Raw genomic sequence first — 22,271 nt, forward strand, 5'->3', positions numbered from 1 at the left:
ACCTCCCACGCTCCCACGGTCCGCCGCCCCGCTGCGCGCGGAGCAAGTTGGAGAAAAAGAGTCTCTTCCGGCCCGGCGCGGGCGCTTCGCCAAGGAGCTCAACGCCCGCGGGGTGCGGCTCAACCTCGGCGGCTCGGTGCACGATCCGACCGATCCGGTGGGCAAGCTGTTGTTCACGGCGCTGGCGATGGTGGCCGAGTTCGAGGCCGACTTGGCGCGGATGCGGACCCGGGAGGGGCATGAAGGTCGCCAAGGCCAAGGGCAGGCTGCGCGGCAAGCAGCCGAAGCTGAACCCTAGGCAGGAGGCTCACCTCGTGGCGCTGCACGCCGCCGGGGAGCACACCAGCGCTGAGCTGGCGGAGCTGTTCGGTGTGGCCCGCTCAACGGTGTATCGAGCTGTCGGGCGGGCGGCTGCTGCAGGACGGTGATGCAGGCGAGCAGTGCAGTGCCCTGACCGACAGAGGTCGATCGACCTTCGCCGGTCAGGGCGTCGTGCCGGGCGTAGGTGGCAACTTCGCCCGGCACGGGTACTCAGTGGGCGCGTAGCGCGGCAGCGGCAGCGACGAGGTGCTGCAGCGACGCCTCGACCTCGGGGTACCCGCGCGTCTTCAGGCCGCAGTCCGGGTTGACCCACAGCCGCCGGGCTGGGACCGCGGCGACGGCGCGCCGCAGCGCCTCGGCCATCTCATCGGGCGAGGGCACCCGAGGCGAGTGGATGTCCCACACACCCGGGCCGACGCCGCGGGAGTAACCGATCGCGGCAAGGTCGTCGAGGACCTCCATCTTCGAGCGAGACGCCTCGATGCTGGTCACGTCCGCGTCGAGGGCGTCGATGGCGGTGATGACCTCGCCGAACTCCGAGTAGCACAGGTGCGTGTGGATCTGGGTAGCGTCGGCGACCCCGCTGGTGGCCAGCCGGAACGACCCGACCGCCCAGTCCAGGTACGCCTTCTGGTGTTCGCGGCGCAGTGGGAGTGTCTCGCGCAGCGCGGGCTCGTCGACCTGGATGACCCGCAGCCCGGCGGCCTCCAGGTCGCGGCACTCGTCGCGCAGGGCCAGGGCGACCTGGTCGGCGGTGTCCGCGAGGGGTTGGTCGGTGCGCACGAACGACCAGGCCAGGATGGTGACCGGGCCGGTGAGCATGCCCTTGACGGGCCGGTTGGTGAGCGACTGCGCGTACGTCGACCACTCGACCGTCATCGGCGCCTTGCGGGCTACGTCGCCGTAGATGATCGGCGGGCGCACGCAGCGCGAGCCGTACGACTGGACCCAGCCGTTGTCGGTGGCGGCGAACCCGTCGAGTTGCTCGCCGAAGTACTGCACCATGTCGTTGCGTTCCGGCTCGCCGTGCACCAGCACGTCGAGGCCGAGGGCCTCCTGCAGCCGGACTACGTGCTCGACCTCGGCGCGCATCCGCTGCGCGTAACCGGCTTGGTCGAGGCTGCCGGCGCGCAGCTCGGCGCGGGCCTTGCGCAGTTCGGCGGTCTGCGGGAACGAGCCGATCGTGGTGGTCGGCAGGTCCGGCAGGTTCAGGCGGTCCTGCTGCTGGGCGGCGCGGCCGGCGTAGTCGCCACGCTGCCGGTCGGCCGGGCGCAGGGCGGTCAGGCGGGCGCGGACGTCGTCGTGCCGCCACGCCGCCGGGATCGGCGGCAGCGGCGCGGGTAGGTCGGCGGTACCGTCGCGCAGCGCGCGGCCGAGCAGCACCACCTCGTCGACCTTCTGCCGGGCGAACGCCAGCCGCGCTCGCAGCTCGGTGTCGAGGCGGGTCTCGGCGTCCAGGTCAACCGGGACGTGCAGCAGCGAGCACGACGACGACACGGCGACCTGGTCGGCCAGGCCGGCGACGGTGGCGCCGGTGACCGCGGCGGCGCGCAGGTCGGTGCGCCAGATGTTGTGCCCGTCCACCAGGCCGGCGACGATCGTCTTGCCGCGCAGCGGACCGGCTCCGCTGAGCCGCCTGAGGTTGCCCGGCCCGGCGACGAGGTCCAGGCCGATCGCCTCGACCGGTGTGCCGAGCAGCGCGGGCAAAGCGTCGCCGAGCTCGCCGAAGTAGCTGGCGACGAAGATCTGCGGCCGCTGCTCCAGCTCGCCGAGCCGGATGTAGGCGCGGCGCAGCGCGTCGATCTCATCCGGGGTGCGGTCGGCGACGTAGGCGGGCTCGTCGAGCTGCACCCACTCCACACCGGCCCGCGCCAGGTCCGCGAGCAACGAGGCGTACGTCTCGACCAGGTCGTCCAGCCGGGCGAACGGGTCGGCGCCCTTGGCCAGCAGCAGGAACGTGGCCGGGCCGACGAACACCGGCCGGGTGGTGATGCCAAGGGCGCGGGCCTCGCTGTACTCGCTCAGGGCCTTGGCCGGGTTCGGGGTGAACTGGGTGTCGGCGTCGATTTCCGGGACCAGGTAGTGGTAGTTGGTGGCGAACCACTTGGTCAGCTCCAGCGCCGGCTCGGCGTCAACCCCGCGGGCCATCGCGAAGTACGTGTCGAGCTCGGGCAACCCGAGCCGGCGAAACCGGGCCGGGACCGCGCCGACGGCGACGGCGGTGTCGAGGACGTGGTCGTAGTAGGAGAACGTGTTGGACGGGATGGCGTCGAGGCGGGCATCGCGCAGCGTCTGCCACACCTGGCCGCGCAGGCCGGCCGCTGTCGATTCCAGGGCGGCGGCGTCGATGCGCCCTGCCCAGTACGCCTCGACGGCCTTCTTCAGCTCGCGGTTGCCGCCGATGCGCGGATAGCCGAGCACGGTGCTGGTACCGAATGTCACGGGGTGTTTCCCTTCCCTCGAGGTGCCCGACGTGCACGGGAAGGCAGGGGAAAGGCCAGACGGCCTTCCGCCCGGCCCTCCCGAGAGGCCGTCGGGGGCGCACGCGGTCGTGTGCGCGGTGCGGGCAGGTCTTCGGACTCGTGGGCGTCGTGCTCGCGCCTACCGGCCGTCGCTTCCCAGGCTCGCGCCCAGTGCTTGATGACGGCTTTCGTTCCCACTCACCGCTGCGGGGCAGTCCCGGTCTCGCACCGGGTTCCCTCTTACGACGCACGGCCTGGCGGCCGCGCGAACCAGCACTGCAGGCAATCCTAGAACTCGTCATCTGTTGCCACGACCGGCCCCACCGGACGGCCGAACCATCTGCGATGGACGCCATATATGCCGACGGCAGGGGAGCCGCACACAACATCTCGTGTCGGCGTGTCCTTGGCCCGACGGGCTGCACGCATCCGGTGAGGGGCAGAGAGCGCGATGGAAAGGCGCATCGACCCCCAGAGAGTGCCAAACACCGGGCCCGCGGCGAGTTCGACCAGCAGTTCATCGGGGCCCGCGAGATGAACGCGGCGGAGCTGAAGCGGTTCGAGGCATGGGAGATGACGCGATGAGCGAGGACGTGGTCCGGGCGGCCGAGGCGTTCGCCCGCGGCGAGGTCGACTACGACGACACCGCCCCGGTCGAGCTGCCGCCGGCGGCGGAGACCGAACCGATGGTGATGCGCGGAGTGCGCCTGCCCGTGGACCTGGACCAGCGGGTCCGCGACGCCGCCGACGCCGCCGGCGTCAAGGCATCCACCCTCATCCGCGAGTGGATCGAACTCGGACTCACCGAGCTGGAGAACGACCGGCCCGTGTCCCTGTCCGCGCTGCGCCGCGCGATCGCCCACGCCACCCAGGCCAGCCGCGCCGCCTGACCGGCTCACCACCCACTCACAGCGGCTCACAGCGCAGAGTCACACCACCAAGCCAAACACCAACCACTGGCCGTTGCCAGCGAAGTTGAACTTCTTGCCATCGAATCTGGTTCGGATGGAGTTTCTGCCACTACAGATGGTCCGCTCCTGGTCATCGAGTCTGGAGTTGATGATGACGCTGGTGGCGGCGGAATCCGTTTGGCCTGGCGCTGAGCTGGTGTTCGTCGCGGCGGCTGGTGCGTAGGCCCACCCGATCGCGGCGCGACGGCTACCACCACGATCGGGGTCAGATTCGGTGGCACAAAGCCTCGAGCCCACCAGTCACATCTGAGCAGGCGAACCGACTCCCCTGCCATCGAAGATGAACCGCCCCTGGTCATCGGGACCAGCGCGGTTCAACTTCGCTGTCAACGGACAACCACAATCGGCAGCTACGCGACACGCCGTGAACCTAACAAAGCACTACTAGCTGGGTGAGAACCCATCGACGTAGATGGCAGTTGCGTCGTCGGACTGCTTGTTGCGTCGCCATCGGATCGCAGACGGATCTTGGCGTTCAGCCTGTCTCACTCGCGCGATAAGCGCTGTCGGTCCCTGGGCGCCAAGAAGATCTAGCGTGTTGGGCCAATCAAGCAGTCCAAGCGTCACTGCGCGAGCGGCACCGTCGCTGAGGACCGCAACCCTCGTCTGCGCATCGACGGGGATGAAGCCGGTCAAAGCCTGCTGCACCACCGCCGGATCGGCCTCGGCGATCCAGTAGCCGCCTGGGACGTTCCGGGCGGCTAGTTCGGCGTGCTTCATGGCGAGCAATGCCGCCGCTTTACCAGGCGAACCGATCGGATGGCGATCTGCTTCTGCCCGCTCCGCTGCGGCGGTACGGCTTACCCGATCATCGGTGATCACGGTCAACCGGCCACCTTGATCGACCGCCAGCGAGACGTCTCCGAGGACCAGGTAGTCGAGTCCTCCAGGCTGAAAACGCACCAGACCGACACCGGCTGACGGCGTGCCTGGGTGCCCTAGATCGCAGGTGCTGCGGTGCTCGTCGGCGACTCGGCTGATCGCGATGGCGAGCGCGTTCGACAGGGACGTGGACGGATCACGCACCAGCTCGATCGAGGTCTCCCCCAGCCGGCGGGCATACCAGCTCACGCCATGAAGGCAGCCTGTATCGGTGCGGGCGGTAGCGCCGTCAAGCACAGCGACCAGGTGCTCGTCGGCATAGAACCAGTCCTCATTAGCCCGGTCGCTGCTGCCCGGGTCGCTGGCGGCGAGTACCCGCATGCGGTCATGCACCTTCATGCCGGTAGACGGGCGTGAGCAGGTCGCTGGAGGTGATCTGTCGAGTAGCCGCATCGAAGCTACAGGTGATCAGCGCGGACCACCGCCGGCCGCGTACCTCGCGGTATATCTCGGACAGATGGCCCTCAAGGTAGTGCGCCGCTCCGGCAGTGCCAGGGCCATGAATGCCTGCGAGGTACAAGAACGTTCCCTTGCCGTCGGGGCGCGGGAGCCGGCCGATGTAGGCGTAGTCGACGGGCTCACCGCTATCGCTGGGGGATCGAAACTCCTGGCCCGCATTCTTGTCGACCAAGTACCACCCGCGCTCGTCAACCGAGAACCCCAGGTGCTCGTCGGACTCCAGCACCTGACCAACGAACGGCAGTAACCGCGGGCTAGTGAGGACGATCAGATTCGGTCGGTTCAGCTTGACCAAGCCAGGCGGCGGCACGATCTCATGATCCGCGCTGAGGCCGACAGACCTCGCCAACTCGGCAATGCGGTCGTAGGCGGCTAAAGCTTCAGCAGACAGCACCGCTAGCGGCTTCCCGTCTGGCCGTCCGGTCTCGTGCTTGCCGCCGATCGCCACGGTTAGCCGTCCGGTGCCGAGGAGGGCGCGCTCGGGTCGGACCCCGGCAGACAGGAGCTGGGAGACGCGCGAGCGGGACATGCCCAGGGCCTCGGCGATCTGGAGTTGAGTCAGCCCGCTGTGCAGAAGCCCCTCGAAGACCTCACGCCGTTCGCGCGAGAGGTCCGCGATGGCCAGTTGGTGGTCATCGATGAGGGCGTTGATCTGGCGCGCGCGCTCAAGCGGATCTTGCGCTGCGGCTGCTTCCTGTGACTCGGACACCACTTACTCCACTCCGGTGAGGGGGCTAACGAGAGCGTAGTTGGTCAGCCCACAGGCCATGCTTCGGATGGTTAAGGGGGCTATCAAGACTGGCTGATTCAGGGGGCTTGACCAACGGTAAGGGCTGTGGTGTCCTTAGTCCACCCCCCTAAACAAGCGTAAAAAGGGGGCTGAAAGGAGAGGGCGCCAGCGGGATTGCGGCCCGCCGACGCCCAACGGCATCCACCCCAAGGAGGCACAGATGCCAGCAACGAGGGTAAGCCCTGCCCCGGCCGATCCGGCGCAGGCTCCTTCTGGATCGATGACCGGCGAGGTGTCGGCGCTGGTGGCGCGGGCGCAGGCCGGTGACGCGGAGGCGTTCGGCCTGGTCTACGACCGGTACGTCGACCAGGTCTTCCGGTTCGTCTACCGGCGGGTTCTGGACCGGCAGGTGGCCGAGGACCTGACCTCGGAGACGTTCCTGCGGGCGCTGCGCAACCTGGCCAGCTTCCGCCGGCCGGGCGGCGACTTCGGCGCCTGGGTGACCATGATCGCCCGGAACCTGGTGATCAACTGGCAGCGGTCGCACCAGCGGCGTGAGCGGCCGGTCGCCGAGCTGCGGGACGCGGCCCCGGTCGACCAGGCGCCGAGCCCGGAGGCCGTCGCCGTGACCACGCTGACCCGTGAGGCCCTGCTCGCCGGGATCGAGCAGCTCAACCCGGCGCAGCAGCAGTGCATCACGCTGCGGTACCTGCGAGAGCTGTCGATCGAGGAGACCGCGCAGGCGCTGGGCAAGACCCCGGCGGCGATCAAGGCGCTCCAGCAGAAGGCGCTGCGGGTGCTGCGTGGGCTGCTGCCGGTGACGGCGGTGATGCCGGCATGAGCACCACGACGTTGGAGGTCAACGGTGTCGACCGGGCTGCTCTGGTGCGGGCCGCGGAGGGCACGCCGCGCGTCCCCGACCTGGGAACGCCGATGGGCATCCGGGTCATTACCGCGCCGGCTGACGCGATGGCGCCGGCCACCACCGAGGACGTCCCCACCGGCCAGACGCTGGAGCAGTTGCTGGCCCTGGCCCAGGGCAGCGAGGCCGGCCGTACCCGCCAGCTCGCTGAGAAGATCGGCGCCCTGGTCGCGGAGCTGACCGGCCGGCTGGAGGCCGAGCAGGCCGCCGAGGCCCGGCGCCGGGAGCTGGCCGAGAAGGAGGCCAAGCTCACCGCCGAGCTCGCCGCGCTGCGGCAGAAGATGGGCACCGGGCCGGAGGCCGCCGCGCACCGCGCCGCGATCCGTCAGTGGGCCCAGGCCAACGGCTACGCCGTGCGCGAGCGTGGCCGGATTCCGCGGAATGTTGTCCAGGCGTGGGCGGCGGCGACCGGGTCGGAGGTGACCCGGTGAAGGCGTTGAAGATGCTGCTGCCGGCCGCCGCCGTGCTGTCGCTGGCGGGTCACGTGTGGGCCGCGCAGGTGACCCGGTCGCAGCGGGTCCGGCTGATCGAGGCCCGCCGGAGCGCGACGACGGACCCGCTGACCGGGTGCGCGAACCGCGCCGGTCTGGACCGGGCGCTCGATGACCTGGACGGTGAGCCCTACGACCTGGTCTTGGTGGACCTGGACCGGTTCAAGCCGGTCAACGACACCTGGGGTCACGCGGCCGGCGACCGGTTGCTGGTGGAGATCGCCCGCCGGCTGCGGGCCTGCCTGGACGACGTCGACGACGCGGTGGTGGCCCGGATCGGTGGTGACGAGTTCGTGCTCGCTGCGCCGTCGTCGGTGCCGCTGGCGCACTACCTGGGCGCGGAGGTCATCACCGCTCTGGCCGCACCGATCGAGGTGGCCGACGGGGTCACGGTGACGGTGACGGCCAGCGTCGGCGCGATCCACGCGACCACCGGCGAGGACCGGGCCCGGGTGATGGCCGCAGCCGATGCCGCCGCCTACGAGGCGAAGCTGCGCGGTGGCGACGGCCTGGTCGAGCACAACCCCCTGTCCGGGCTGCCGGAGGTGGAGCAGCGTCCGCTGCTGCGGCTGCGGGAGATGGCCGCTCTGACGAACGTCCTGGGGGTGACGGCGTGACCGCCACCGACGCGCAGCGGGCCACGGTCTGTCGGCCGCCGCAGCCCGGCCCGTACCTGCGGGAGCTGTTCGAGGTGCCGCCGCCGCTGCGCCTGGACGACATCGGCGCTCTGTGCCCGCTGGACGACATGGTGTTGATCCGGGTGGCCGGCGGGTGGTCGTGCCCGTCCTGCGGCGCCGGCTGGAGCAGCGAGGGCCGCGACGGCCGCTGGTCGACCGTCACGCAGATCGTGCGGTTGGCCGATCAGGGTGATGACGACGGCCGCCTGTCTTCGGGTCGGCTGACCCGGGTCGCGGTCGTCGGTGTGGTCGCCGCCGGCCCGGCCGCCGCCACGGTGGCCGTCGCGCACCGCTACGCCGAGCATGCCGACGCGGTACCGCCGGAGCTGCTCTACTCCCCCGCCGTCGCGGTGGGCCTGGTCGGGCTGGTCCTCGCCGGCCGGCGGGTCGTCCGCTGGGTTGACGAGCGCCGGCACCCCCTCGCGGTGGACGTCGATGAGGCTGACCTCGACCCGTACGGCCGCGAGGTGCTCGCCCGGGTGCGGGCGGCCCGTCAGGCCCGCGGGGAGGTGTGCTGAATGGCCGGGCTGCTGGTGGTGAAGGTGCACCTGGACTGGACCGGCCCGGCGCACTACGAGCGCGGGGTGTCGCTGCCCTGCCGGGTGTGCGGCACGCCGACGTGCCAGCGCGACGGGCAGGGCCGCGCGTGCGAGAAGACCTGCGCCGAGGACGAGATCGCCCGGGAGCTGCTCGGCACCGGGCGGGCCCTGATCGCCGATGAGCGCGTGCCGACCCCGGCCGCGTTCGCCGGCGGCCGGCTGGCGACGGCGGGAGGCCCGCAGTGACCACCACGACCGAGACCACCAGCGCCGGCGTGCAGGGTGAGCCGGTACCGCCGAGCGACGGCGGCGCGGAGCGCGTCGAGGACCGGATCAAGCTGATCATCCTCGGCGGCATCATGATCGCGGCCCTGGCGGCGTCCTTCACGCACATGAAGGACTGGACCATGGAGCTGATGCCCGAGGGCACCAGCGACTGGTTCGGCTGGGTCAACGCGGTGATCTCCGAGCTGGTGCCGCTGGTGGCGACACTGTCGCTGCGCAAGCGGCTTCGTCAGGGCAAGCCGCTGTGGTCCTACGCCCTGGTGATGCTGCTGCTCGGTGCGGTGCTGTCCCTGGCGGCGCAGTTGTCCGCCGTCGGTGAGGACGCGGGCTGGTCGGCGAAGTTCCTCGCCTGTCTGCCGTCGCTGGCGTTCCTGTTCCTGTCCAAGTTGGTCATGGGTGACCTGGACTCCGGGCGCAAGCACGCGGAAATCGAGGCCGAGCGGCAGCGCCAGGCCGCCGCCGAGGCCGCGCGTCGGGCGGAAGAGGTCCGGGCGGCACGGGCGGAAACGGCCGCCGCGCGTCGCGCTCAGGCGGAAGCGGAAGAGACGGCGCGGGTGGAAACGGCGCGGTCCGAGGCGGAAACCGCCGCCCGGGTCGCGGCGGAAACCCGCGCGGTCGAGGCGGAAACGGCCGCGCAGGCGCAGGCGGAAAAGCAGGCGGAAATCGAGGCTGCCACCGAGGCGGAAATCGCCGCCCACGCCCAGGCAGCCGCCGAGGCTCGCAAGGCCGTCGAGGCCGCCGAGCAGCGGGCCGCCGCCGCGATCGAGGCGGCCCGGCTGGCCGAGGGCCGGCTCGCCGAGGCCCGCGACGCCGCGGACAGGGCCGCCGCCGCCCGGGTCCTCGCGGAGCAGACCGCCACCGAGCAGGCGCGGATCCTTACCGAGGCCGCTGAGCAGGCCGAACGCGACTACCAGGACGCCCTGGCCGAGGCTCGCCTCGACGCCCGCGCGGCCCACGACCGGGCCGCCGAGCTGGACGAGACGGCGCGGGCGCTGCGCGCGCAGCTCGACGAGGCCCAGCGCTTCGCCGAGCGGCAGGCCACCGCCCGGGCCCGCGCCGAGCAGGAGGCGCAGGCGATCATCGACGCCCGCGACGGGTTGGTCAACGAGCTGGAGCGCACCCGCCGCGCCCTCGCCCGCGCACAGGAGAAGGCGGAAACCAGCACGAGCCGCCAGCCGGAAATCGTGCGGCCCGCCGCCCGGAAATCCCTCGCCTCGGTTCCGGCAACCCTGCCGGACAACCTGCCCGAGGTGGACAAGGTCCGACCGGAAACCGTGGCCCTCATCCTGGCCGCCCGAGCGGAAAACCCGGACGCCACCCAGGCCGAGCTGGCGGAGATCACCAAGATTTCCGACCGCACGATCCGCCGGGTCCTCAACGCCGTACCGGCGGAAATCGTCGGCCAGGTCCTCGCCCTCACCAGCGGTCGCGTCGCGTGACCGGGGGCCGGCCCGGTCATGTCCGGCCGGGCCGACCCAAGATCAACAACCCCGCTCCCCCACAAGATCAACAAGGAGGTGTGATGTCGGGCTACCGCAGGACCCGCGCCGCCGAACGCGTCGTCGGTGTTTCCGCAGGCCAGAGCCGCGATGACCGGCGTCGGGTCCGGGACGCGGCCCGGTCGGTGGTCGGCGAGCTGCCGGCGGCGCCGAAGCGTTCGGAGTCCCGGCCGCAACGCAAGCGGGCCGCGTTCGGCATGCGGATCGCCGCCGCGAAAACCCCTGGTCAGAAGGTGTCCGCCGCCGCGTCGTTCCTGGCCAGCGCCCTGGCCGAGCTGCCCGCCGCGCGGGCCGACCAGGTCGCCGGACACACCGTCGAGCAGCTCAAGAACCTGGCCGAGCAACTGCTGAAGGAGGCATCGGCATGAGCACCACGACCGACGAGCAGGCCACCACGGCCCGCCGCCGCCCGTCGCCCGTACCCGTGACGGAGCGTGAAACCGCACTCCCCACTTCGCACTCTGCAGGGGTCGCCACCGAGACGGCCAACAGCGCAGCGCGCGCAGGTGCGCGCGCGAGGGTAGCCCCGGAAACCGCACTCACGCAAGGTCACGAGGCGGCGGATTCGCCGGGGGTCTGGAACGGCCTGAAGGAGCGTCTGGCGGCGTACTGGCGGCCCCCGTCGGTGGTCGCCGACCCGCCGGCGACGCTGCTGGAGCTGATCGCCTACGCCCGCACCGGCGAGTGGACCAGCGCGGGCATCGGCCCGGTACGCGCGCTGGGCATCGGCTACTCGTGGCTGGCCGTCGCGGTGACGACCGTCCTGTACTACGCGGCCTGGATCGTGCAGCGCCCCGGCCGCCTGGCCACCGTCACCGTCCTGTACGGGCTGCTCGCCCACACCCCGCCCGGCGCCTGGCTGCCCTGGCCCGGCTGGCTGTAGCACCTCCCGCTCGCATTCCACGGAATCCCCCTGCTCCACCTACCTGCCTCGAAGGGAGGCACCTCATGTCCACGCTCACCCTCCTCGCCGCCGCCGCGCCGAAGGACGACGCCGGCTCGTCGGCCGCCGCGTCGGCGACCGCCGTCGCCGTGGCCGTGTTCGCCCTGGTCCTCGGTCTCGTCCAGTGGAAGCGGAACAAGACCCCGAAGATCGTCGGCTGGCTGATGCTCATCGCCGGCGCCGGTATCGCCGGCGCCGCGGGCTGGGCCGGCGACTTCCTGCGCAAGGCCGGCGAGCTGGCCGGCACCGGCCTGTCCGCCGGCACCGCCAAGACGTTCGGCGTTGCGATCCCCGGCGCGATCGTCGCCGGCGTCGCCCTGTGGCTCGCCCACGACCTGTTGCCCAGCAAGAAGGCCAAGGCGTCGAAGCTCCTGCCCTGGCTCGCCCTGGCCTTCCCGACGCTGCTGGCCATCGTTGGCGGCGTGTGGGCGGGCATGGGCAGCGACGCCGTCAACGTGGTCGGTGAGGCCGCCGCCGACGTGGCCAGCGCTTTCGTGACGGCGTGGTGATCGACGTGTTCCTGCCACTGCTGCTCGTCATCGCCCTGATCTGGGTCGTCAAGAACGCCGCCGAGGACGTCATGCACGCTTCGAAGGGCCAGAACAGCCCCCGCCGCGAGTTCTGGGACAAGCGGTGGAGCGCCCGCGAGAAGCGCACCGGCAAGCCCCGCCCGAAGGCCACCGGCTTCTGGAGCAAGGGACCGCTGCGCTGCTACCTGTTCGACTCCTGGGCCGACGCGTGGGCCAACGCCAACACCAAGCGCGCCGACCGGGTCGACGACGAACGCGCCGCGTACGAGGCGGCCCGCGCCGAGCAGGTCGCCGCCCGCGACGCCGCACTGGCCGCCGCCGCCGAGCAGCGCACCCAGCAGTCCCGCCCCACCCCCGGCCCCGCCCCGGCGGCCGGTCAGGCCGACGCACAGCCGGCCCCGGCTGGCACGGCGACGGCCGTCACCGACCCGGCGTCGATCCCGACGCCGACCCCGGAGGAGTTGGCGGCGATGTTCGCCCGCCCCTCCATGCCCAACCCCGTCAGCCCGACCGGGCAGGCGGCCCCGTCCAGCAAGGAGGCAGCACCGATGAGCACCCCCACTCCCGAGGTCAGCGGCCACGCGTCCGCGAAGAACTACGCCGACGCCATGGCCAAGGCGGCCGTCGCGGCGGTCACCAGCCTGGAGCAGACCATCGCCCGGATGACCGCCGGGAAGGTCGGCGGCCCCGCCCTGGGCCACCTGGCCCAGGCGCAGGAGTCCGCCACCGCGATGGCCGCCCAGCTCCGGGCCGCGCACGCCGTGCTGGCCAAGCACGACGCCGTCGGCGAGGCGTACCAGGCCAACCGGGACGCCGGTGACAAGGACTGGATGACCAAGGAGTAACCCGCCGGCCGCCCGGCCGGGCTTCCCCTCCGGCCGGGCGGCCACCCCGCCCCCGCACCAACCACCTGCCCGTCGAGAGTCGAGGTGATCCACGATGGTCCACACCAAGCCCGGCCTGACCGCTGTCGAGGCCATGGCCGCGCCGCCGGCACCCGCGTCGACGGGACCCACCGCCGCGCAGATCCGCGCCGACCGCGAGGCCCGCCGCCGCGACCGGATGCGCTACCGGCTGCGCCACCAGACCGCCCCGCACAAGGTCCTCGTGGCCGTGTGGTCCGCCGCGTGGCTCGCCCGCGCCGCCGTGTGGCTCACCGGCGACGCCGAGGCCGTGTCCGCCGCGACCGCCGGCACCGCCGGCCTGGCCGCCGTCATCGTCGCCATGGTCCTGCGCCGAGGCCGCACCCGCCGGGTCCGCACCTGGCTGTACACGTGCCTGGCCGCCGCCGTGACCTGGCTGACCGTCGCCGCCGGCAACGGCGTCGACTGGACCATGACCGCCGCCCTGGCCGGCATCGGCTTCGGGCTGGCCACCCCGTGGTGGCGGCACCACCGCATCCCGAACGTCACCCCGGCCACCGCGCCGACGCCGGCGTTCGACCTGGACAGCGTGCCCGCCCTGTGGGCCGCGAACGTCGCCAGCAAGGGCGGCGCGCTGCCAGAGTCGTACCTCACCGACCCGCAGATCAGCGCCACCAAGGAGCGCTACAACGTGCAGCTGCGCGCCGGCCGCCAGTCGATCGCCACCGCGATGGCCGCGCTGACGCTGATCGCCTCCGGCCTGCACGTCGCCCAGGAGGACATCGTCCTGGAGCGCCACGACTCCGGCGACGCCTCCCGGGTCGCGCTGACCGTGGTCCGCAAGTCCCCGATCAAGGTGTCGCAGCCCTACCGCGGCCCGCAGCTCGACTACGACCCCGCCACGAACATCGGCACCGTCTTCCTCGGCCCCTACGCCGACGGCGAGGGCTCGGCCCCGTGGAAGCTGTTCAGCCACAACTCCATCTGGGGCGGCCTGGTCGTCGGCGGCATCGGCTCCGGCAAGTCTCGGCTGCTGGAGGCGCTGCTGTGCTCCATGCGCGCGTCCGGGCTGGTGACCACCTTCTACGGCGACCCGCAGGGCGGCACGTCGTCGGACGCGCTGGCGAGCAACGCCACCTGGGCCGCGCGCGGCAACGAGCAGATCATGGCCATGCTGCGCGGCCTGGACCGCCTCGTGTACTGGCGCGGCATCGAGAACTCCGCCCGAGGCCGCAACGGGTTCACCCCCCGCCCGCACCGCCCCGGCGTGGTCGCGGTGCTCGACGAGTGCCACATGATCCTCAGCGACGAGGTCCACGGCGAAGAGGCCACCGCCATCTGCGAGCGCATCGGCCGCGTCGGCCGCAAGCTCGGCATCGCCCTCATCCTCGCCAGCCAGGAAGGCGACCTGCCGACCTTCGGAGGCAGCAACGGCCTGCGCAACGCGGTGCGCCGCGGCAACACCGTGGTGCTGCGAACCACCAACACCCAGACCGCCGGCGTCCTCAAGCTCGACTTCGACCCGACCCTGCTGCCCGACCTGCCCGGCTACGGCTACACCGTCGCCGCGATCGGCACCACCGACCGCACCGCCCCGTTCCGGTCGTACTACCTCGCCGAACTCACCGACGACGAACTCGACGCGGTGCACGCCGGCGCCGAGGCCCGCGAGGGCACCTCCCACTGGTGGCTCGCCCACACCCCCGACGCGCCCCTGGACGACGACCTGGTCGCCCTGCGCGCTCTGGGCACCCCGTACGCCGAGCGCAACGTCGCCGTCGAGGCCGCCCGCGCCGAACTCACCGGCCAGCTCGACGACCTCATCTCCGGGCGCATCGACGCCGTCGAGTTCGCCACCCCCAAGACCACCCCGGCCGACGCCGGGCAGGCCGCCGGCTACGGCAAGGTCGTCGCCTTCCCCGGCGCCCTGAACCTGGAGGCCCCCGCGGAGAACCCAGCCACGCCGACCACCCCGGTCGCCGCCGCGCCGGACCCGTCCGGCCTGACCCCCGCCGCGCGCGACATCTACCAGGCCATCAAGGCCGGCACCACCAAGAAGGGCGACCTGATCACCGTCACCGGCCTGTCCGACAGCGGCGTCATCAAGGCCCTGTCCGAACTCATGGCCCGCGGCGACGTCGTCAAGGCCCGCCACGGCCACTACGCCCTCGCCAGCGACCAGCCCGCCGCCGACGCCGCCGACGTCGCCGTCGACGAGCTGCTGCGCCAGGCCGTCGCCCTGGTCGTCACCACCGGCATCCCCACGCCCGCGATGCTCACCCGCCGGCTGACCGTCACCACCGACCAGGCCCGCTGGCTGCTCGACCGCATGACCGAGACCGGTGTCCTCGGCCCCGCCGGCCCCGACGGCACCCCCACCGTGCTCGTCACCGCCGACCAGCTCGACCAGACCCTCGCCGACATCGACGCCTGACCCCGCCACCCCATCGACCGAAGGAGAACCTTCGTGGAACCGCAGTTCGACGCCGGCATCGACTCTCCCGCCGATGCCTCCCCCACCCCGACCACCCCGGCGACCCGCCGCCTGCCGGCGTGGGTCACCCGGCCGACACCTGGGTCGTCGCCGGCGTTCTGACCGTCCTGGCCATCCTGGCCGGAGGGGCGCTCTGGCTGCTGTGGAAGCTGATCACCGGCGTGATCGCCATGCTTGACGCCGGCGGCGAGATCGCCGGCGACGCCGGTCGGGCCGCCGCCGGCTGGCTGGCCACCGGCCCGATCACCCGCACCATCACCACGCCGGTGCACGCCTACCTCGACAGCCACGCCGCCGGCCTGCCGGCCACCGCCGAGCAGTTGCGGTGGGGCTGGCTCCTCACCGGCGCGGTGCTGCTCACCGCCGCCAGCCTCGGCGCCCGAGGCGCCCGCATCGGCTGGTGCCTGCACGGGGCGAGCACCGCGGCGATGGTCTGGGCCGCCAGCCCACCCGACAACCGGGAGCTCGCGGTGGCCGTCACCGCCGCCGTGTGGTCCCTGCTCGCCGTACCCGCCTTCGCCCGCACCCGCGCCGCCGCCCCCCGGCACACCACCGTCGTGATCACCCGCCCCGCCGGCGCGGATTCCGCGGAATCGCAGGTGGCCCGATGACCACGACGCGCGCCGGCGCCCGGCGCACCACCAGCACCCGCCGCCCGGCCCGCCGGCCCGCCCGACGGAAGAAGACCAACGTCATGAAGACCACCGGCAAGGTCACCGCGATCAGCTGGATGGGCGCCGCCGGCGGGGCCGGCTGGCTGGTCCGCCGCGCGGCCGAGCCGACCATCGACGCGCCGTTCGGCTACCGCGACGGGACCGGCCTGGCCCTGACCCTCACCAGCGCCGGACTCGGTATCGGAGCGTGGTGGCGACCCGGCGGCTGGGCCGGCGCCCTGCCCGGCGGCCTGGCCGACCTGTGCGCACTGTTCGTCGGCCAGGTCACCTGGACCATGCCCGCTCTCATGGCCGCCGGCGCGGTGCTGGCGTTCCGGCACCCCCGGGGCACCCGGGTACGCCGCAGCATCGGCGGTGGACTGCTCACCGCGGCCGGGGTGACCGGCCTGGTCGACCTGGCCGTCGCCGCCCGCGTCCCGCACGCCGGCCTCGGTGAGGCCGGCGGCCTGCTCGGCCGCCTCGCCGGCCGGGCACTGGCCGCCGGAATCACCGGCTGGGCGGCGGTGCCGCTGCTGCTGGCCGCCACCGCTGCCGGGCTGCTGCTGGCCACCGGCGCCACCCGGGACAGCCTGCGGGCTCGGCTGACCGGCCTGTCCCCCGCCGGCACCCGCCGGCCAGCCGCCGTCACGGCGGCGGCCCCGGCCCCGGTCTGGTCGGACGGCGTCGCCAAGGTCGACCCCGACGACGAGGTGGTCGTGGGCGAGGTGGTCGACCCGGCCCCCGCAGCGCCTGCCCCTGCGGTCCACGCCGTCCGGCCCGTCTCCCCGGCCGCGCCGACCGCGTCGACCACCCGCCCGGTCGAGGCGCCGGCGGCTGGGTCCCGCTACCACCTGCCGCCGCTGACCCTGCTCGCCGCCGGGGCCCGCCCCAAGGCCCAGGACGCGGCCACCGCCGCCCACGCGCAGGCGCTGCAGGGCGTGCTGACCGACTTCAAGCTCGACGCCCGCGTCAGCGACCACCGGCGCGGACCCGCCGTGACCCGCCACGAGATCACGATCGGGCCCGGGGTGAAGGTCGAGAAGATCCTCGGCCTGGCGAAGAACTTCGGCTACGCCGTGCGTACCGAGAACATCCGGATGCTGGCCACCATCCCGGGCAAGAGCGCCATCGGCGTGGAGGTGCCCAACGAGCACCGGGAGATCGTCACCCTCGGCGACGTCATCCGGGGCGCGGCCCGCGACCAGCACCGGCTGCTGGTCGGGCTGGGCAAGGACATCGACGGCGCGGCGGTGACCACGAACCTCGCGGCCATGCCGCACCTGCTCCTGGGTGGAGCCACCGGCGCCGGGAAGTCGGGCTGCCTCAACACCCTGCTCGTGTCGATCCTGACCCGTGCGACCCCGGACGAGGTGCGGCTGCTGCTCATCGACCCCAAGCGGGTCGAGCTGACCGCCTACGACGGCATCCCCCACCTGGTCACGCCGATCATCACCAACGCCCGCAAGGCCGCCGACGCCCTGGAGTGGGTCGTGCGGGAGATGGACATTCGCTACGACGACATGGCCGCCCACGGGTGCCGGCACGTCGACGAGTTCAACCGCAAGGTCCGCGCCGGGCAGATCACCGCCCCGGCCGGCAGCGAGCGAACCCTGGAGCCGTACCCGTACCTGGTGGTCGTGGTCGACGAGCTGGCCGACCTGATGATGGTCGCCCCCCGCGACGTCGAGGACTCGATCGTGCGGATCACCCAGCTCGCCCGCGCCGCCGGCATCCACCTCGTGCTGGCCACCCAGCGCCCCTCCGTGGACGTGGTGACCGGACTGATCAAGGCCAACGTTCCGTCCCGGCTCGCCTTCGCCACCAGCTCGCTGACCGACTCCCGGGTGATCCTCGACCAGCCCGGCGCCGAGAAGCTGCTCGGCCAGGGCGACGGGCTGTTCCTGCCCATGGGCGCCTCCGCCCCGGTCCGGATCCAGGGCGCGTGGGTGTCCGAGGCCGAGGTCACCGCCGTCGTGGAGCACTGGCGCCGCCAGGCAGGCCCCGCCTACGACCCGACGGTCACCGCCGCCCCGACCGCCGACCCCACGGCGACCGCCGGGGCCGTCGACGCCACCGGTCTGGACGACGCCGACGGGGACCTGCTCGTGCAGGCCGCCGAGCTGATCGTCACCAGCCAGTTCGGCTCGACCTCGATGATCCAGCGCAAGCTGCGCGTCGGGTTCGCCAAGGCCGGCCGGCTCATGGACGCCCTGCACCAGATGCGCGTCGTCGGCCCGGCCGAGGGCTCCAAGGCCCGCGAGGTGCTGCTGCGCCCCGACGAGCTGCCCGACCTGCTCGCCACCCTCACCGGTCAGCACGCCGACACCGACGGCGCGGCCACCAACGTGGTGCCGTTCCCGCGCACCAGCCGCTAACGCGGCGCGGGCGGCCCCCTGCCTTCCAAAGCCGGGGCCGCCCGCCAACTCCCCATCCGCAACAGACGACAGGAGTCCTACCCATGGTGCCCGATCCGGGTGACCCGACCTACCTCGGCGCGGCCTACGCCAGCGACCACGACCCGCGCGGCCAGCGCCGCCACTTCCAGATCCCCACCGCAGGCGCCCACGCCGTGCTCGTGGAGGTCTCCCCCGGCCTGGCCGACAGCACCTCCCGCTGCACCGGCTGCGGCACCACCGACCGCGACTTCTCGCATCTGGAGATCCTCGCCCGCGCCGGCGCGCACGCCTCCGCCTGTGGCCGGGGCACCGCCACCGCCGCCCTGGACATCGAGATCGCCACCGTCCGTGCCGAGCTGGCCCGCATCGACCCGAAGGCCGGCGGCTACCTGCAGATGGCCGGGGTGCTGCTCGGCGCCGGCCTGGCCGTGCTTGGCGGCGCCGGTGCTGGCGGCCACCTCTCGCCCGCCGCGCTGGCCGCCGGGGCGGTGACCGCCGTGGTGGTCCTCGCCGCCGTGGTCCTGCTGCTGCTGGCCTCGCGCCCCCGGCTGGGCGGCGACTTCGGGTTCGTCGCCTACGCCGACGCCGACGGTGCCCAGGACGTCCTGGCCCGGGTCGCCGGCGGCGACGCCGAGCACGTCGCGCAGATGACCCCGCTGAGCCGCGCCCGCGAGCTGTGGTGGCTGTCTCGCGCCACCCGCGCCAAGTACGCCGCGATCGCCCGCGCGGTGCCGCTGCTGCTCGCCGGGTACGCCGGCGCCGCCGTCACCGCCGCCGCGGCGATCTGGGGCCGGTGAGCGCGATGACGACCACCACCACGATCGTCGTGCAGGACCGCGTCGACGCCTACGACCTGTTCGCCGCCGCCCGCACCGTGCTCGGCCTGCCGTTGGACGGCCGCTGGCACCTGGCCGACTACGGCCGGATCCACATGCTGCAAACCCTGCCCGACCAGGGCATGCCGGCCCTCGCCTCCGTGCACTTCCCCGTCAACGGCCAGGCCCAACCCGGCGAGCCGGACGCCGGTGTCCCCGGCGGCTACGCCCTGCTCGCCTTCACCACCGACGGCGGCGGTGACCCGGGCATCCGGCGCTGGCACCGCGACCTCGCCAGCCGCACCGGCGCGTGGCTCACCAGCCGCCGCCTGCGCTGGACCGTCTCCCACGCCGACGGGCCCTTCACCACCGGCTACGCCCCGCACACCCCGGCGGTGCCCCGATGACCGCCCGCCGGTTCGCCACGTACGTCACCGGCACCACCGACGAGTACCGCCTCGACGTCGTCACCGACCCGGAGCCCGACAACCCGCAGGCCGTCATCTACTTCACCGCCGACGACGTCGAGGCGGCCGAGCGGCAGGCGCAGCGGCTGCTCGCCGCCGTCGACGGCCCCGAGGACCGCTACGGCGAGCTGTACGTCCACGACGGCGACGGCACGGCCGTGTACTGCGACACCGTCCACCTGCCCGCGTGATCACCCCGAGCACCTCGTACGGGCGGCCCGATTCGTCCGGCCGCCCGTCGTGGTGCCCGCAATGGGAAATCCTTGCCCGGAAAGGCTGTCCGGCTAGTACCGGTATGTACATATTTCGGGCGGACGTCTACTCAGGACGGTCAGTTCGTGGGCGTGTTAGGGCCCCCGTGACGGTCCGCTTCACCGTAAGATCCACGGGTTACGTTCAGACTTTGATCTTGAGGGAGCGCCCGCGCTCAACCCCTAACTGCAGACAGCAAGAGAGCCCCAAACCCCTGTTTCGTTTGGCCGCGAGGACGGGGTCTGAGGCTCCAACAAGCTCGGAGGACACCATAGCATCCACCTCCGGGCTGGGTGCATCTTTGTCTCTCGACACTTTTTCTGCGTGTCGCGCTGACCCCTTTGCGCGCCCAGTCCCGCCCTTCCACGTCGCCGCAATTACCGCAGGTGGTCTTTGCCTGGCGGTGCCGCGATGATCGCCACGCCCCGCTCGACCACCCTGTCGCCAGATCGGGTCACCGCGCTCGGGTATTGCCCGGATTGCTACACCACCGGCACCATCTCGCTGGTCGTGGCGGGCCAGTCCCGCTGCCACACCCACCTGGTCGACCAGCGACTACTGGTGGAGTTCACCGGTGCCGGGCAGGCGCGTCTCGCCGCGACCTCGGGTACCCGCCGCCGGCCGGTCTACCCGACCGGCCTGCAGACGCCCTGCGTGCCCTGCGCGGCGGCCGGCCGGGACAAGCAGGGGCTCCCCCGCGACGGCGAGGGCTCCGAGGCGCTGTGCTGGTCGTGCTGGCGCAGCCGCACCGATCGGCAGGCCGTACGGCAGCGCCAGCGCCTGGTGGCCGAGCTGCGCGAGCGCCTGGACGTCGACGAGCCCGCCGGGTGCGCGGCGTGCGGCGAACCGGAGCCGGTGCCGACGTGCTGGCTGTGCGGGTACTCCTGGCTCGCGCAGGCCCGCGCCGACCACGAGCACGCCGTGGCTCTGGAGGCCGCCGCCACCGCTGCGCGGTTCGCGCAGCTCGCCGAGGTGACCGAGGCCCGTGAGCGCGTCGACGCGCTGACCGCCTGGACCAACCGGCTGACCGAGACGGTGACCGCGTTCCAGATCGGCGAGAGTTGGGGCCGGCCGGTGTGGTTGCTGGCCGACGCGCTCGCGCGCGACGCCGCCGCGCGGGTCAGCCGCCGAGGCCGGCGCTCCGCCCTGGGCCGGGTGTGCGCGGTCTTGGCCGTCAACGCCGACCGTCGCTCCGGCCGCCGCGCGATGCCCGGCCGGGCTGAAACCGCCGAGCTGGCCGGCTGCGATTCCACCCGCCCGGTCACCGATGCATGGCGCCGTGCCGAGGCCCTGGGCTGGTGCACCCGCACCGAGCAGGGACGCCGACTCAGCTACGCCGAGCGGTGCGCCACCGGCCGGGCCCAGGCCCGCGCCACCTTCGACATCACCCCGCTGCACCGCGGACCGCTGCACCACAGCGACCCGGCCGCCCGGACCGCCTACCTGGCCGACGCCCTGGACATCCTGGCCGGCCTGCTGGAGCACGCACGCGGCCTGCTCGCCGCCGCCCAGGAGCGCGTCGACGCCCTCGAAGCCCGTGCCGGCGGCTGGATCGACTACCGCGAGCAGGTCCGTCGCCGGCGGATGCGCCAAGCCGTCGCCGGCGTCCGCGATCAGGCCCGCCACCAGGCCACCAATTTCCGCACCCCCCACACGGTGTCTTCAACTATGAGCGTTTACTCCTGCTTGTCTCGGGGTCTGCTGATCTCGCCGTCGATCGCGTCCGCTCCGTCGAGGGACCGGCAAAGCCGGAGGAAGGACGGCGCTTCGCGCTCATCAACAAGAAGCGGAGTCGATCGCGGCCCTGCCAGGTCACACGCTGTACAGCGTCCTAGGCCGGCCCAGAGCGAGCGTGGCGCGTCACCGGCGGTCCGCCCACGTCCTGAGTGGTCGGAGTGGGCGTACGACCTCGCACGGGCCGTTCAGGCCCGGTGGGTGTGGCTGCGGGGCGCTTCCCTGCCCCGGGTGGCCGCGACGCTGGGCGCGGCGCTTGGTCCGAACTGGACGGCGGAGGCCCTGGACGCCTGGGTCCGGCGGGCCCGGCCGCGTCCGCTGCTGGTCGAGCCGGACAGCCCGGTGGGGTACCTGCGGGCGGTGCTCGAGGACGCGCTGACCGGACCGGTGGCGCCGCCGCACCCGGCCCGCCGGCACGCCGAGCACCGCCGGGCCCTGGTCGCGACGCAGGCCGCCGCGCAGCGCGAGCACCAGGACGTGGTCCGCGCCGGGCAGGACGACCGCGACCAGGCCGCCGTCCAGCCCGGCCGCCGCAGCCCGGCCGCAGAGGCCGCGCTCGCCGCGATCCGCGCCCGCACCTCCGGGCACCTGCGCCGCACCGACCGGGCCGCGCTGCTCGACACCACGGCGGCCGAGTGCGAGTGGCCCGAGGTAGCGCAGCCCGGCGCCGGCCTGCCGCCCGCCCTCCGGCCGTAGCCGACTGCCACTCCCGCGTACCTCAAGTACCGCCCGGCCCATGAAATCGTCTCTACGGCGATCTCAGGGGCCACTTTTTACGATCATGGCGAATCAAGATCAGATAGTTCTGACTTACGAAAATATGATAAGTATTTTGAGTTATGTGAAAGTGGAAGTGTGTTAGGATGGGGTCATGACGGAGACGATC

General features: G+C 72.7%; 23 protein-coding genes and 1 riboswitch. Of the genes, 20 read left to right on the forward strand and 3 right to left on the reverse strand.

The annotated features are described in order from the left end of the window. Nucleotides 1-136: 136 nt before the first annotated feature. Both JD77_RS33125 and JD77_RS33130 read left to right on the forward strand, forming a co-directional pair. Nucleotides 137-298, forward strand: a complete 162-nt coding sequence (locus JD77_RS33125; RefSeq protein ID WP_246141399.1) for a recombinase family protein — start codon at nt 137-139, stop codon at nt 296-298. Next, nucleotides 240-428: a helix-turn-helix domain-containing protein gene (locus tag JD77_RS33130; protein WP_211372894.1), complete on the forward strand. Its 189-nt coding sequence runs from the start codon at nt 240-242 to the stop codon at nt 426-428. Before JD77_RS33125 ends, JD77_RS33130 begins: the two co-directional genes overlap by 59 nt. Before the next feature lie 103 nt (nt 429-531). Here JD77_RS33130 and metE read toward each other — a convergent pair whose 3' ends face one another. Further along, a complete protein-coding gene (gene metE, locus JD77_RS31285; protein ID WP_145777880.1) occupies nt 532-2,763 on the reverse strand; it encodes a 5-methyltetrahydropteroyltriglutamate--homocysteine S-methyltransferase in 2,232 nt (743 codons plus the stop codon). 106 nt (nt 2,764-2,869) lie between these two features. Beyond that, a riboswitch (cobalamin riboswitch) is annotated at nt 2,870-3,073 on the reverse strand. A gap of 291 nt (nt 3,074-3,364) precedes the next feature. Here metE and JD77_RS31295 point away from each other — a divergent pair. Then, a complete protein-coding gene (locus JD77_RS31295) occupies nt 3,365-3,673 on the forward strand; it encodes a hypothetical protein (RefSeq protein WP_145777878.1) in 309 nt (102 codons plus the stop codon). A 465-nt stretch (nt 3,674-4,138) separates the two neighbouring features. Here JD77_RS31295 and JD77_RS31300 read toward each other — a convergent pair whose 3' ends face one another. Both JD77_RS31300 and JD77_RS31305 read right to left on the reverse strand, forming a co-directional pair. After that, nucleotides 4,139-4,957 (reverse strand): hypothetical protein, encoded by an 819-nt coding sequence (locus JD77_RS31300; protein ID WP_145777882.1) that lies wholly within the window; start codon nt 4,955-4,957, stop codon nt 4,139-4,141. Nucleotides 4,958-4,961: 4 nt separating this feature from the next. Then, on the reverse strand, nt 4,962-5,804 hold the full coding sequence (locus JD77_RS31305; RefSeq protein WP_145777883.1) for a sigma factor-like helix-turn-helix DNA-binding protein: 843 nt from the start codon (nt 5,802-5,804) through the stop codon (nt 4,962-4,964). A 241-nt stretch (nt 5,805-6,045) separates the two neighbouring features. Here JD77_RS31305 and JD77_RS31310 point away from each other — a divergent pair, with 241 nt between their 5' ends. The 17 genes from JD77_RS31310 to JD77_RS31390 all read left to right on the forward strand — a co-directional run bounded on the left by JD77_RS31310 (nt 6,046) and on the right by JD77_RS31390 (nt 22,081). Beyond that, entirely contained in the window at nt 6,046-6,666 is a 621-nt protein-coding gene (locus tag JD77_RS31310; RefSeq protein WP_246141383.1) for a sigma-70 family RNA polymerase sigma factor, read from the forward strand. Next, on the forward strand, nt 6,663-7,178 hold the full coding sequence (locus JD77_RS31315; protein ID WP_145777884.1) for an Lsr2 family DNA-binding protein: 516 nt from the start codon (nt 6,663-6,665) through the stop codon (nt 7,176-7,178). The genes JD77_RS31310 and JD77_RS31315 overlap by 4 nt, the downstream gene beginning before the upstream one ends. Before the next feature lie 11 nt (nt 7,179-7,189). Then, the gene (locus JD77_RS31320; protein ID WP_145777946.1) at nt 7,190-7,855 is read left to right on the forward strand and encodes a GGDEF domain-containing protein; all 666 of its coding nucleotides are present in this window, start codon (nt 7,190-7,192) and stop codon (nt 7,853-7,855) included. Next, entirely contained in the window at nt 7,852-8,433 is a 582-nt protein-coding gene (locus JD77_RS33135; RefSeq protein WP_211372895.1) for a hypothetical protein, read from the forward strand. The genes JD77_RS31320 and JD77_RS33135 overlap by 4 nt, the downstream gene beginning before the upstream one ends. Continuing rightward, nucleotides 8,434-8,700 (forward strand): hypothetical protein, encoded by a 267-nt coding sequence (locus tag JD77_RS31330; RefSeq protein WP_145777885.1) that lies wholly within the window; start codon nt 8,434-8,436, stop codon nt 8,698-8,700. Then, on the forward strand, nt 8,697-10,178 hold the full coding sequence (locus JD77_RS31335; RefSeq protein ID WP_246141385.1) for a hypothetical protein: 1,482 nt from the start codon (nt 8,697-8,699) through the stop codon (nt 10,176-10,178). Before JD77_RS31330 ends, JD77_RS31335 begins: the two co-directional genes overlap by 4 nt. Nucleotides 10,179-10,261: 83 nt before the next feature. Further along, complete coding sequence (locus JD77_RS31340) at nt 10,262-10,606, forward strand: hypothetical protein (protein WP_145777886.1); 345 nt, start codon at nt 10,262-10,264, stop codon at nt 10,604-10,606. Next, nucleotides 10,603-11,121, forward strand: coding sequence for a hypothetical protein (locus JD77_RS31345; RefSeq protein ID WP_145777887.1), 519 nt, complete (start codon nt 10,603-10,605; stop codon nt 11,119-11,121). Before JD77_RS31340 ends, JD77_RS31345 begins: the two co-directional genes overlap by 4 nt. Before the next feature lie 65 nt (nt 11,122-11,186). After that, nucleotides 11,187-11,690, forward strand: a complete 504-nt coding sequence (locus JD77_RS31350; RefSeq protein WP_145777888.1) for a hypothetical protein — start codon at nt 11,187-11,189, stop codon at nt 11,688-11,690. Beyond that, nucleotides 11,684-12,556 carry a hypothetical protein gene (locus JD77_RS31355; RefSeq protein WP_145777889.1) on the forward strand — a complete coding sequence of 291 codons (873 nt, stop codon included), beginning with the start codon at nt 11,684-11,686 and terminating at the stop codon, nt 12,554-12,556. The genes JD77_RS31350 and JD77_RS31355 overlap by 7 nt, the downstream gene beginning before the upstream one ends. A gap of 94 nt (nt 12,557-12,650) precedes the next feature. Continuing rightward, nucleotides 12,651-15,008: a hypothetical protein gene (locus JD77_RS31360; protein ID WP_145777890.1), complete on the forward strand. Its 2,358-nt coding sequence runs from the start codon at nt 12,651-12,653 to the stop codon at nt 15,006-15,008. 119 nt (nt 15,009-15,127) lie between these two features. Continuing rightward, a complete protein-coding gene (locus tag JD77_RS31365; RefSeq protein ID WP_145777891.1) occupies nt 15,128-15,679 on the forward strand; it encodes a hypothetical protein in 552 nt (183 codons plus the stop codon). Beyond that, complete coding sequence (locus JD77_RS31370) at nt 15,676-18,096, forward strand: DNA translocase FtsK (RefSeq protein WP_145777892.1); 2,421 nt, start codon at nt 15,676-15,678, stop codon at nt 18,094-18,096. The genes JD77_RS31365 and JD77_RS31370 overlap by 4 nt, the downstream gene beginning before the upstream one ends. An 83-nt stretch (nt 18,097-18,179) precedes the next feature. Then, entirely contained in the window at nt 18,180-18,914 is a 735-nt protein-coding gene (locus JD77_RS33140; protein ID WP_145777893.1) for a Pycsar system effector family protein, read from the forward strand. A 5-nt stretch (nt 18,915-18,919) separates the two neighbouring features. Further along, nucleotides 18,920-19,339: a hypothetical protein gene (locus JD77_RS31380; protein ID WP_145777894.1), complete on the forward strand. Its 420-nt coding sequence runs from the start codon at nt 18,920-18,922 to the stop codon at nt 19,337-19,339. Then, the gene (locus JD77_RS31385; RefSeq protein ID WP_145777895.1) at nt 19,336-19,590 is read left to right on the forward strand and encodes a hypothetical protein; all 255 of its coding nucleotides are present in this window, start codon (nt 19,336-19,338) and stop codon (nt 19,588-19,590) included. Before JD77_RS31380 ends, JD77_RS31385 begins: the two co-directional genes overlap by 4 nt. A 472-nt stretch (nt 19,591-20,062) precedes the next feature. After that, nucleotides 20,063-22,081: a hypothetical protein gene (locus JD77_RS31390; RefSeq protein WP_246141386.1), complete on the forward strand. Its 2,019-nt coding sequence runs from the start codon at nt 20,063-20,065 to the stop codon at nt 22,079-22,081. Nucleotides 22,082-22,271: the final 190 nt, after the last annotated feature.

Source organism: Micromonospora olivasterospora, from assembly GCF_007830265.1.
Taxonomy (GTDB): domain Bacteria; phylum Actinomycetota; class Actinomycetes; order Mycobacteriales; family Micromonosporaceae; genus Micromonospora; species Micromonospora olivasterospora.